Origin of the sequence: Janthinobacterium aquaticum (assembly GCF_009208565.1) — a bacterium.
GTDB lineage: Bacteria > Pseudomonadota > Gammaproteobacteria > Burkholderiales > Burkholderiaceae_D > Janthinobacterium.
Window position 1 is genome coordinate 490,119 of the sequence record NZ_WFLK01000003.1, and the last position, 12,305, is coordinate 502,423.

Consider the following 12,305-nt stretch of genomic DNA (forward strand, 5'->3'; position numbering starts at 1 on the left):
CGGGTAGGCAATTCGTCCCGGCCAGCCGTCCGCTGGTCACATGCCGCTGGCCCGCAACGCGCATGCTGCCTATGCTGGGGCCTCTTTGACCACTTGCTCAGCTGCCATGACCGATGCTACCCGCCGCCACGATATCGACGCCTTGCGCTTTCTCGTTTTTACCCTGCTGATCTTTTTTCATACGGCCCTGATGTATCTGGAGGGTTCAGGTTTTCATATGCGCAGCAGCTATACCACCGACCTGCTCAATATGCCGCTCGTGTTCCTCAACCGCTGGCGCATGGAACTGGTTTTCCTGATCTCCGGCGTCTCGTGCGCGATGATGACGCAAACGACGCGCGGCACGTTCCTGTGGCGGCGCGTCCAGCGCCTGCTGCTGCCGCTGCTGTTCGGCATTGCCGTCATCATTCCCATCCAGCCGTATTGCGAAGGCGTCAGCAACGGCCTGGTCGAACCGGGCTATGGACAGTTTCTGCTGCATTATTTTGGCGGCTACCCGTGGCCTGCCGGTGCCTTTGCGGGCTGGCAATATGGCTTTACCTGGAATCATTTGTGGTATCTGGTCTACCTGCTGCTCTATACGGTCATGCTGGTGCTGCTGCAGCCGGTAATCGACCGGGTCAGGCCACTGTTCCTGCGCTTGCGCGGCGCCGCCCTGCTGGTGCTGCCGGCCGTGCCGACGCTGGCTGCCACGGTGTTGCTGAAACTGCGCTATCCGGAAAACCACGCGGTAATCAATGACTGGTACGCGCACGCCATCTACTTCACGCTGTTCCTGTACGGCTGGTGGTTGGGCAATGACAAGTCGCTCTGGGCGGAACTGGCGCGCCTGCGCTGGCATACCCTGTGGGCAGGCCTGGCGGCGTTTGCCGTGTACATGTATTTCGACAAGATTTATTCGGAAAACCTGCTGACCTGGGCTTCCATCGGTTCCTGGCCCATGCGCAACCTGTATATGTGGCTGGCCATCTGCACCATACTGGGCTGGTCGCATACCTTGCTCAATCGTCCTTACAGATGGCTACCTTGGGCGCGCCAGGCCGTCTTTCCCTGGTATATCCTGCACCAGAGCGCTATCGTGCTGCTGGCCTACTGGCTGGTACCGCTGCGCCTGGGACCGGTGACCGAACCGGTGCTGGTGCTGCTGGGCACGCTGCTGATCTGCTGGCTCGGTACCGAGTTGATCAAGCGGGTCAACTGGCTGCGCCCCTGTTTCGGCCTGCCAGCTCTGCGGCGCACCGAAGCCGGCGCGCCGCTGGTCGTGGCAAATTAAGCCACCTTTTTCTCGTCACGCAACTGGCGGCGCAAGATCTTGCCGACATTGGTTTTCGGCAGTTCATCGCGGAACTCGATGTATTTCGGTTTCTTGTAGGCCGTCAGTTCATGCTTGCAGTGCTCACGGATCATTTCCACCGTCAGGTTCGGGTCCTTGCGCACCACAAACACTTTCACCGCTTCGCCGGCATTGGCGTCAGGCACGCCGATGCACGCGCATTCAAGCACGCCGGGGCAGGACGCCACTACTTCTTCGACTTCATTCGGATAGACGTTGAAACCCGAGACAATAATCATGTCCTTCTTGCGGTCAACGATGCGTACATAGCCGCGCTCGTCCATGATGCCCACGTCGCCGGTCTTGAAGTAGCCATCGGCCGTCATCGACTTGGCGGTTTCATCGGGACGCTGCCAGTAGCCAGCCATCACTTGTGGCCCCTTGACGGCGATCTCGCCCGGCTGGCCCAGCGGCACGTGCACGCCGTCGTCATCGATAATGGCCACTTCGGTTGACGGAATCGGCATGCCGATGGTGCCGGTAAATTCGGTAATGTCGACGCGGTTGCCGGTCACCACCGGGGAGGTTTCCGACATGCCATAGCCTTCGATCAGCGGGCAGCCGGTGACCTTCAGCCAGCGTTCGGCCACGGTGCGCTGCAGCGCCATGCCGCCGCCATTGCATACCTTGTAGCTCGAGAAATCGAGCTTGGCAAAGTCTTCGTTATTGAGCAGCGCGTTGTACAGCGTATTGACCGCAGGGAACACCACGATCTTGTACTTGGCCAGCTCCTTGACGAAGCCGGGGATATCGCGCGGGTTGGGAATGAGCACATTGAGGCCACCCAGGCGCATGCCCATCAGTGCGCTGACGGTCAGCGAGTAAATATGGTACAGCGGCAAGGCACTGACAAAACCCATCGAGGTGGCGCGCATTTCTTTGGTCATCACCGGCGAAATCCAGGCTTCGTTCTGCAGCACGTTGGCAATCACGTTACGGTGCAGCAGCATCGCGCCTTTCGAGACGCCCGTAGTGCCGCCCGTGTACTGCAGGAAGACGATATCGTCATGGCCCTGCTGCACCGGCTTCAAGCTCAAACGCGCGCCTTCGGCCAGCATCTTGTTAAAGCTGATGGCCGTCGGCAGCGAAAACGCCGGTACCATTTTCTTGATCTTGCGCACCACCAGATTGACGATCGCGCCTTTCAGGGTGCCGAGCAGGTCGCCCATGGTGGCCACGATCACATGCTTGACCTGCGTGCGCGGCAGCACCTGCTCGACCGTGGTGGCAAAGTTTTCCAGCACGATGATGGCTTCGCTGCCCGAATCGGTCAGCTGGTGCTCGAGTTCGCGTGGCGTATAGAGCGGATTGACGTTGACCACCGTATAGCCGGCACGCAAAATGGCCGCCAGCGCCACCGGATACTGCAGCACATTGGGCAGCATGATGGCCACCCGCGCGCCCGGCTGCAGGCCGCGGCTTTGCAGCCAGGCGCCCATCTGCGCCGACAGCTTGTCGAGCTCGCGGTAGGTCATGAACTTGTCCATGCACACGAACGCATTGCGCTCGGCATACTTCTGGAACGATTCTTCCAGCAAATGCGTGACCGAACGGTACTGCGTGCAATCGATTTCTGCCGGCACGTTATCGGGGTATGACTTCAACCAAATCTTGTCCATCTCGCCTCTTCTTTATCTGTAGGGTGGCCGCCTGCCACCAGTTGTCAGGCAGCGGCCTTGTTTTCGTCACGCAAGGCGCGACGCAATATCTTGCCGACGTTGGTCTTCGGCAGCTCATCACGAAACTCGATATATCTGGGTCGTTTATAACCGGTCAGTTGCTCTTTGCAATATGCCAGCAGGGTGTCAGCCGTGAGATTCGGGTCGCGGCGCACCACGAACACCTTCACCGCTTCGCCCGAATGCTCGTCCGGCACGCCCACGCAAGCGCACTCGAGCACGCCGGGATGGGCCGCTACCACCGCCTCCACCTCGTTCGGATAGACATTAAAGCCAGACACCAGGATCATGTCTTTCTTGCGGTCGACGATCTTCACAAAGCCGCGTTCATCCATGATGCCCACGTCGCCCGATTTGAAAAAGCCGTCGGCCGTCATCACCTTGGCCGTCTCGTCCGGGCGATTCCAGTAGCCGCTCATCACCTGCGGGCCACGAATGGCAATTTCACCGGGCTGGCCCAGCGGCACTTCATGACCATCGTCGTCGAGGATGGCAATTTCGGTCGACGGAATCGGCAGGCCGATGGTACCGGTAAACTGCGTGCTGTCGGCGCGGTTGCAGGTGGCCACCGGCGAGGTTTCCGACAGGCCATAGCCTTCGATAATCGATACGCCGGTAATTTTCTGCCACTTGTCGTTGACGGCCTGCTGCACGGCCATGCCGCCGCCATTGGCAATCTTCAGGCCCGAGAAATCGAGGTGCGCAAAATCGGGGTGGTTGGCCAGCGCGTTATAGAGCGTATTGACTGCCGGCAGCAGATTGAATTTGTACTTGGCCAGTTCCTTGATCAGGCCCGGGATATCGCGCGGATTCGGGATCAGGATATTGAGCGCGCCGACCCGCATGCCCCACAGCGCACAGGCCGTCAGCGCAAAGATATGGTACAGCGGCAAGGCGCATACCACGATCACCTGTTCTGGCTGTTTGGGATCGAGCGCGGCGCCCGACCACGCTTCGCTTTGCAGCACATTGGCAATCACATTGCGATGGCTGAGGGTGGCGCCTTTCGATACGCCCGTGGTGCCGCCCGTGTACTGCAAAAAGGCAGCGTCATTGATCTGCACCTCGACTGGCGTAAGCTTCATGCCGCTGCCATGGCCGAGCGCACTCTTGAAGCGCATGGCGTTGGGCAGCGAATAGGCCGGCACCATTTTCTTGATATTGCGCACCACGAAATTGACGATGGCGCCCTTCACGGTGCCCAGCATTTCGCCCATGCTGGCCACGATAATATGCTTGACGCTGGTCCTGCCCAGCACCTGTTCGAGCGTATGGGCAAAGTTTTCCAGCACGATAATGGCTTCGCTGCCCGAATCGTTGAGCTGGTGTTCAAGTTCGCGCGCCGTATAGAGCGGGTTGACATTGACTACCGTATAGCCGGCGCGCAGCACAGCGGCAATGGCCACCGGATACTGCAGCACATTGGGCATCATCAGCGCCACGCGCGCGCCTTTTTTCAGGCCGCGGCTTTGCAGCCAGGCACCCAGTTGGCGTGAATAGGTATCGAGCTCGGCATAGGTCAAAAATTTGTCCATGCAGACATACGCCTTGCGCTCTGCATATTTTTGAAACGCTTCTTCGAGCAAGTGCACCAGCGAACGGTATTGGTCCGGATTGATGTCGGCAGGAACGCCCGGTGGATACGACTTCAGCCAAATTTTTTCCATGCTGTGCCTCTTGTCTCGAATAATCGTAGGGGGAGCCGGCGCTGTGGGCGCGGCACGCGTGGTGACTACGTTTCTGTGCTGCGGATTCTGTCGTCCTGCAGTCAATATGAGCATTCTTGAGAGCAATTGCTCGGTGCTGCTAACGCGATGCTATCGGGCGCTGCCCTTCCATGCAAGCGCTTTCAGCACGATTCGAGCACGAATTCTAAGGGCTTTTTACGCTGCATTGCAGCATGAAAAATACACCGTTACGTCTCCACCGGACTTGGTGAAGCTGACAATCTTTAAAGGTCACGGGCTGACCAATTGCTGCAGGCGGCGTACGCGTTCCGGCTTGTCCAGGCGAGCCAATGTGTGCACTGCAGCATAAAAAGCACGAAAGTTCTTTTTTTCTTCCAGCAAATTTTTAAAGGCCGGCAAAAAATCATTGTAGGTCGCCACCGAAGCCAGGTGCGCATTGCTCAAGGGCTGCTCGAACCAGCGGTCATAACCACCATAACCTCCCCATTGCTGGCGCAATAGCTGGTAGTCCTGTTTCAAGGCAGCAAACAGGCGCGCCTTGCGCGCACGCTTCTCCGCATCCGGCATCGGGCTCGCATAAACCTCCTCAAGACGCTTCTTGTAGCGCAGCAGCAAGGCCAGGAAATCCTGGCGCCGCATTGCATACGCATCATAGGCAGTACGCAGCGCCTCGCTGCTGTGGCCGGCCAGCCAGCGCTGTACGCCGGCCTCTTCCACGGCCATGGCAAACGATTCGTTGAAGGCCGAGTCGCCCGGCACATACACGACCTGGTGCGCCAGTTCATGGAAAATCATGCGCGCCAGTTCGGCGTCGTTGTAGTTGATAAAGGTCGACAGCAACGGATCGTCAAACCAGCCCAGCGTGGAGTAGGCCGGCACGCCGCCGACCTGCACATCGTAATGTTCGCTGCGCAGCGTAGCTGCATACGCCAGCGCCGCTTCCTTGCTGTAATAGCCGCGATAGCTGACGCAGCCGGCAACCGGAAAGCACCATTGCAGCGGCTGCAACGACAGTTCCGGCGTGGCCACCACGTTCCACAGCACAAACGGGCGTTGCAAGGCTGCATAGTTCTTGTAGCTGCCATTGTCGGGCAACGCCAGTTCGCTGACGGCAAAGCGGCGGATCTGCTGCGCCGTGGCCAGCCGGCTCTTCAGACGCGGCTCGGTGGCCGGATCAGTGAGCCAGTCGTCAACGGGGCGCGCCGCCGACCAGACGCCGTACTGGCCTTGCGCCGCCTGCGTGTAATACTGCAGCTGGGAGCAGCCGCCCAGCAGCAGGCACAATGCGCCCGGCAGCAGGCGAGCCGGCCAGCGCATGTCAGGCGACCTTTTCCACTTCGACCAGGGTGTCATAGAAAGTGGGCGCACGGCCCATATCGGTCAGCCGCTGGCTGGTCACTTCGTTGGCATTCTTGCCGTCGCTGGCCAGCTTTTTCCACCAGACCGACAGGCCCACCACCAGGCCACGGCGCGCCTTGTCGGTCACGCGCGCCCTGGCCACGAAACTGCCACGGTCATTGAAAATGCGCACCATGTCGCCGGCTGCAATGCCGCGCGTGGCGCAGTCATCGGGGTGGATATCGAGGTGCGGTTCGCCTTCGGCAGCACGCAGGCTTTTCACGTTCACAAACGTGGAATTGAGGAAGTTGCGCGCCGGCGGAGAAATCATGGCCAGCGGATAGCGCGCCGCCAGTTCAGGATTGCTCGCGGGAGACTCATACGGCGCAATATAGGACGGCAGCGGATCGAGCCCGGCTTGCGCCATCGATGCCGAATAGAATTCGCACTTGCCCGACGGCGTGGCAAAGCCGCCGTTGGCAAACGGCGCCTCGGGCATGGCGAGTTTCTGCCAGCCTTTGCGTTTCAGCGATTCCCAGTCGAAATGCACGGCGCGCGCATCGGTGGCATCGAACGCCTGCGCCGCCAGCGCTTCATCGCTTTCCTGGAAGCACGGGTCGTCAAAGCCCATGCGCTGCGCCAGCAGGCGGAAAATTTCCGTATTGGCCTTAGCCTCACCCAGCGGCGCGATCGCTGCATTATTGGCCATCATGTACAGGTGGCCGTAGGTGGAGTGCGCGTCGACATGCTCAAGCTGGGTGGTGGCTGGCAGCACGATATCGGCGTAATCGGCCGTATCGGTCTGGAATTGCTCGAGCACCACGGTAAACAGGTCTTCACGCGCAAAGCCCTGCTCAACCCTGGCCGACTCGGGCGCCACCGCCAGCGGGTTGGAATTGTAGACAATCACCGCCTCGACCTGCGGGCCGAATTCGGCCGACGCCGTTTTCAGCAGATCGTCGCCGATGGTGCTCATATTGATGGTACGTGGCGTGCCCTGCAGCAAATCGGGACGCTGCAGCGCCTTGCGGTTAACCGGGAAGGAGCCCGAGCTCGACAGCTGCATGCCGCCGGCCGCATGGCGCCAGGCGCCCGTCAATGCGGGCAGGCAGGCAATATTGCGCACCGCCATGCCGCCGCCGCGCACGCGCTGCACGCCATAGTTGGCACGGATCGCCGCGCCTTCGCCATTGCGGCAGGTCTGGCCGTACAGCCGCGCCAGCTCGACGATCTGCACTGCAGCAATACCGCAGGTGTCGGCCGTGCGCTCGGGCGTCCATTCGGCCACGCGTTCTTTCAAGGCATCAAAACCCAGCGTATGGTTGGCGATATAGTCATGGTCGAGCCAGTCTTCGGCTATCAGCACATGCATCAGGCCCAACGCCAGGGCCGCATCAGTACCTGGCAACAAGGCGATATGCTGGTGGCATTTTTCCGCCGTCAGCGAGCGGTACGGGTCGATGGCCACCAGGGTTGCACCATGGCGCTTGGCCTCCTGCGCACGCATCCAGAAATGCAGGTTGGACGCAATCGGGTTGCCGCCCCAGATAATGATCAGCTTGGCATTCTGGAACTGCTCCATATCGGTGCCGATGGTGGCGCCCACCGTATAGCGGTAGCCGGTGGCGCCGGCCGAGGCGCAGATGGTGCGGTCCAGCAACGAGGCGCCCAGCTGGTGGAAAAAACGCGACGACATCGATTCGCCCTGTACCAGCCCCATGGTGCCGCAGTAGCTGTACGGCAAAATGGCCTGCGGGTTGCGCGCGGCAATTGGTTTCAGGCGCGCAGCAATCGTATCGAGCGCCTCGTCCCAACTGATGCGCTCGAACTTGCCTTCGCCCTTCCTGCCCACGCGACGCAGCGGAGTGAGCAAACGGTCCGCATGATAAGTGCGCTCGGTATAGCGCGATACCTTGGTGCACAGCACGCCGGCGGTGGTCGGATGGTCGGGATCGCCCTTCACGGCAGTGGCGACGCCATCCTCGACAGTGACCAGCAGCGCGCAGGTGTCAGGGCAGTCGAGCGGGCAGGTGGCGCGCACTTGGGTAGTGGTCATCGGGTAATCCAGGCTAACGTGAGGGAAAGCGATACTGTAAACCATACGGCGCACACCAGTGGGGCTGCGCTGGATTTACTGGCGGAACACGGGCTACAATGCCCCCTACCCGTGTCTGTTTCCGATCAAACACAACACGTTCTGGCGTGCTCCACATTGATGCGCGCCTGCATCCACAGGAGAGTACGATGAAACTAGTTGATCCCATCATGGCGTTTCAATCCGAGCTGCGACGTATCCGCCGCGATCTGCATGCCCACCCCGAGCTGTGCTACGAAGAACAGCGCACCTCCGATGTGGTGGCCGCCAAACTGACCGAATGGGGCATTCCGGTGGTGCGCGGCCTGGGCCGCACCGGCGTGGTCGGCATCATCAAGAACGGCACGTCCGAGCGCGCGATCGGTATCCGCGCCGACATGGATGCGTTGCCGATGCAGGAAATCAATACGTTTGAACATGCTTCGCGCCATCCGGGCAAGATGCACGCCTGCGGTCACGACGGTCATACGGCCATGCTGCTGGGCGCCGCCTACCATCTGGCCAAGCACCGCAATTTCGACGGCACCGTCTACCTGATCTTCCAGCCGGCCGAAGAAGGCGGCGCCGGTGCGCGTGAAATGATCGAAGACGGCCTGTTTACCCGCTTTCCGATGGATGCCATTTACGGCATGCACAACTGGCCAGGCGCGGCCACCGGCACGCTGTCGGTCGTGGAAGGGCCGATGATGGCGTCGAGCAATGAGTTTTACGTGACGGTCAAAGGCAAGGGTGCTCACGCGGCGCAGCCGCACAAAGGCATCGACCCGGTGATGGTAGCGGTGCAGATCGCGCAAAGCTGGCAGACCATTATCACGCGCAACAAGAGCCCACTCGATACCGCCGTGCTGTCGATCACGCAAATCCACGCCGGCAGCGCCACCAATGTGATTCCCGATGACGCCAATCTGGTCGGCACCGTGCGCACCTTTACTACCCCGGTGCTGGACCTGATCGAAGAGCGCATGCGCGAGATCGCCGTCCATACGGCCGCCGCCTTTGGCGCCGAAGTTGAATTCAAGTTCAAGCGCAATTATCCACCGCTGGTCAACCACGCCAAAGAAACAGCGTTTGCGGTGGAAGTGATGAAAACCGTGGTGGGCGCCGACAAGGTCAATGCCAATGTCGAGCCCACCATGGGCGCGGAAGACTTTGCTTTCTTCCTGCAGGAAAAAGCCGGCTGCTATATCTTTATCGGCAACGGCGATGGCGACCATCGCGATGGCGGCCACGGCCTGGGGCCATGCGTATTGCACAACGGCAGCTACGACTTCAATGACGAGCTGCTGCCGATCGGCGCCAGTTTCTGGGTGCAACTGGCCGAAGCAAGCCTGCCGCAGGCTTAAAACCGGTCCGGTTCGCGGCCCAGGCGCTGGCCCGGATTCAGCGCTTCCAGGGCCAGCAGCGCGGCGGCATGGTCTGCGGTGGGGTGCGTATCAGCCAGGGTCTCGTAGCGCTGCGTGACCAGTTCGGTCACCGGCAGCGCCAGTTTGGCTGCCTCGGCGGCAGCGAGCACATTATGCAGATCCTTGATCTGGCTCTTGACCTGGCCGCCGGCCACGAAATTGCGCTCGAGCATGCGTTGGCCATGCACTTCCAGGATACGGCTTTCCGCAAAACCACCGCGGATGGCCGCGCGTACGGCCGTGGCATCGGCGCCCGCCGCCTGCGCCAACAGCAGCGCTTCGGCCACGATATTGAGCGTGGCGCCAACAATCAACTGATTGCACAGCTTGGCCACCTGGCCGCTGCCGGCCGGTCCCACCAGCGTTGGCCGACCCATCGCGGTCAACAGCGTTTCCACCTGCGCATAATCATCGGGGTTGCCACCAGCCATAATGGCAAGGCTGCCGGCCTGAGCACCGCCAACGCCGCCCGAGACGGGCGCATCGATAAAGCGCAGGCCAGCGGCCTGCAAGGTGGCGTGGAACTGCTGTGCTTCCGCCTGTTTGGTCGAACTCATGTCGATCCACAGCGCCCCGTCTGCCATCCCGGGCATCGCCTGTTGCATTACCTGCTGCACGACCGGGCCGGCTTCCAGCATCGAGATGATCACGTCGGCGCCGTCGACCGCTTCGACCAGCGTGGACGCCACGCTGGCACCCGCCACGCACAGGACTTGGGCCTTGCTCAGCGTGCGATTCCAAACTGTGACAGAATAACCCGCCTGCAACAGGCGCCGGACCATTGGCTCCCCCATCAGGCCAGTACCGAGAAATGCGATTTTTGTAGAGAATGTCAATTGAACTCCTGATGATTCGAGTGGTCACGCAAGTGCCTGCAAAACAGAATAGCTGCCTGTGCAAACAAAACAATAAGCCTTTACGGCCCATTTTATGATGAAAGCCCCTATGTTCTTCAAGAAGACACTCCTCTCCTCCATCGCGGCCATGGCCGCCCTGATGGCTGCCGGCTCGACTTTCGCTGCCGATGACAAACTGATCGACTCGGTCTACGGCGAATACGCCAAAGGCGTAAAGATCCAGATGGTGCGCGCCGGCGTGACCTCGAACTGGGATAAAGCCTGGTTTGTATCGAACGGCACGCAATTGAGCGGCTACTGGGACGCCAGCATCGGCGGTTGGGATGGCAAAGCCTACCGTAACGTACCTGGCCAGCATCAGAAACTGTGGGATCTGGGCTTCACGCCAGTGTTCCGCTTTGAAAACACCAACAAGCTGGGCTTCTACGCCGAAGCCGGTATCGGCGTGCACATGCTGTCCAAGCTGTACAACAACGACGACGACCGCCTGTCGACCCACTTCCAGTTCGGTGACCATGCCGGCATCGGCTATGTATTCGACAACAAATGGGAAGTCAGCGCCAAGATCCAGCACTTCTCGAACGGCGGCTACAAAAAACCGAACAGCGGCGTGAACTACGGCGTGGTGAAAGTGGCGTACCACTTCTAAGCTGATTCTGTGAAATTGAAAGAACCTGCGCTGGCCGCGGGTTTTTTTTCGCGGTGTTTTCCCGTTCGCCGGTCGGATTGGCCGCGTAGGTCGGATTAGGCCCCAAGGGGGCCGTAATCCGACAACACCGCAGGCGCCAACAATATTGTCGGGTTTGAGCCAACAATGTTGTCGGATTACGGCCCGAAGGGCCTAATCCGACCCACGGACGAAAAAAAACCCGACCATTTCTGATCGGGTTTTTCTCTACTACGAATAACAAGCCTGACAATAACCTACTTTCACACTGGTTGCAGCACTATCATCGGCGCAAAGTTGTTTCACGGTCCTGTTCGGGATGGGAAGGGGTGGGACCAACTTGCTATGGTCATCAGGCATAACTTGTACTGACGCTTGTTCTCGGTTGAGCAACAAGGCCATGAATCTGGAAGAAGCAAAGATCGGGGTAATGAATAGTTGTATCAACACACACGCAACGTTGTACCGTCTTATCCTCTGTACCTGCTAAGGTTATAGGGACAAGCCGTACGGGCAATTAGTACTGGTTAGCTTAATGCATTACTGCACTTCCACACCCAGCCTATCAACGTCCTGGTCTCGAACGACCCTTCAAAGAGCTCAAGGCTCTGGGAAATCTCATCTCAAGGCAAGTTTCCCGCTTAGATGCTTTCAGCGGTTATCTCTTCCGAACTTAGCTACCCGGCAATGCCACTGGCGTGACAACCGGTACACCAGAGGTTCGTCCACTCCGGTCCTCTCGTACTAGGAGCAGCCCCCTTCAAATTTCCAACGCCCACGGCAGATAGGGACCAAACTGTCTCACGACGTTTTAAACCCAGCTCACGTACCACTTTAAATGGCGAACAGCCATACCCTTGGGACCGGCTACAGCCCCAGGATGTGATGAGCCGACATCGAGGTGCCAAACTCCCCCGTCGATATGAACTCTTGGGAGGAATCAGCCTGTTATCCCCAGAGTACCTTTTATCCGTTGAGCGATGGCCCTTCCATACAGAACCACCGGATCACTATGTCCTACTTTCGTACCTGCTCGACTTGTCAGTCTCGCAGTTAAGCACGCTTATGCCATTGCACTATCAACACGATGTCCGACCGTATCTAGCGTACCTTCGAACTCCTCCGTTACACTTTAGGAGGAGACCGCCCCAGTCAAACTGCCTACCATGCACTGTCCCCGACCCGGATAACGGGCCAAGGTTAGAACCTCAAATGAACCAGGGTGGTATTTCAAGGATGGCTCCA

At 59.5% G+C, this 12,305-nt stretch carries 8 protein-coding genes and 2 rRNA genes; 3 read left to right on the forward strand and 7 right to left on the reverse strand.

Annotation, left to right across the window (positions count from 1 at the left end):
• Positions 1–106: 106 nt before the first annotated feature.
• Positions 107–1,273, forward strand: a complete 1,167-nt coding sequence (locus GCM43_RS07725; RefSeq protein WP_152242924.1) for an acyltransferase family protein — start codon at positions 107–109, stop codon at positions 1,271–1,273.
• Here the strand turns inward: GCM43_RS07725 and GCM43_RS07730 are convergent.
• From GCM43_RS07730 to GCM43_RS07745, 4 genes are all read right to left on the reverse strand, one after another.
• A complete protein-coding gene (locus GCM43_RS07730) occupies positions 1,270–2,952 on the reverse strand; it encodes a long-chain-fatty-acid--CoA ligase (protein ID WP_152242925.1) in 1,683 nt (560 codons plus the stop codon). The two genes, GCM43_RS07725 and GCM43_RS07730, sit on opposite strands and share 4 nt — an antisense overlap.
• A gap of 44 nt (positions 2,953–2,996) precedes the next feature.
• Entirely contained in the window at positions 2,997–4,679 is a 1,683-nt protein-coding gene (locus GCM43_RS07735) for a long-chain fatty acid--CoA ligase (RefSeq protein WP_152242926.1), read from the reverse strand.
• A gap of 291 nt (positions 4,680–4,970) precedes the next feature.
• Positions 4,971–6,017: an aminopeptidase gene (locus GCM43_RS07740; RefSeq protein ID WP_152242927.1), complete on the reverse strand. Its 1,047-nt coding sequence runs from the start codon at positions 6,015–6,017 to the stop codon at positions 4,971–4,973.
• A 1-nt stretch (position 6,018) separates the two neighbouring features.
• Entirely contained in the window at positions 6,019–8,094 is a 2,076-nt protein-coding gene (locus tag GCM43_RS07745) for a molybdopterin-containing oxidoreductase family protein (RefSeq protein WP_152242928.1), read from the reverse strand.
• A 188-nt stretch (positions 8,095–8,282) separates the two neighbouring features.
• Here GCM43_RS07745 and GCM43_RS07750 point away from each other — a divergent pair, with 188 nt between their 5' ends.
• The gene (locus GCM43_RS07750) at positions 8,283–9,476 is read left to right on the forward strand and encodes a M20 aminoacylase family protein (protein WP_152242929.1); all 1,194 of its coding nucleotides are present in this window, start codon (positions 8,283–8,285) and stop codon (positions 9,474–9,476) included.
• Here GCM43_RS07750 and GCM43_RS07755 read toward each other — a convergent pair.
• Positions 9,473–10,354 (reverse strand): NAD(P)-dependent oxidoreductase, encoded by an 882-nt coding sequence (locus GCM43_RS07755; protein WP_264372640.1) that lies wholly within the window; start codon positions 10,352–10,354, stop codon positions 9,473–9,475. The genes GCM43_RS07750 and GCM43_RS07755 overlap by 4 nt on opposite strands.
• A 112-nt stretch (positions 10,355–10,466) precedes the next feature.
• Here GCM43_RS07755 and GCM43_RS07760 point away from each other — a divergent pair, with 112 nt between their 5' ends.
• Positions 10,467–11,042 carry an acyloxyacyl hydrolase gene (locus tag GCM43_RS07760; RefSeq protein WP_226929376.1) on the forward strand — a complete coding sequence of 192 codons (576 nt, stop codon included), beginning with the start codon at positions 10,467–10,469 and terminating at the stop codon, positions 11,040–11,042.
• 262 nt (positions 11,043–11,304) lie between these two features.
• On the opposite strand, the gene rrf is transcribed toward GCM43_RS07760, so the two are convergent.
• Positions 11,305–11,417: ribosomal RNA gene (rrf, locus tag GCM43_RS07765) — 5S ribosomal RNA — on the reverse strand.
• A 139-nt stretch (positions 11,418–11,556) separates the two neighbouring features.
• Positions 11,557–12,305: ribosomal RNA gene (locus GCM43_RS07770) — 23S ribosomal RNA — on the reverse strand; the annotation flags it as partial.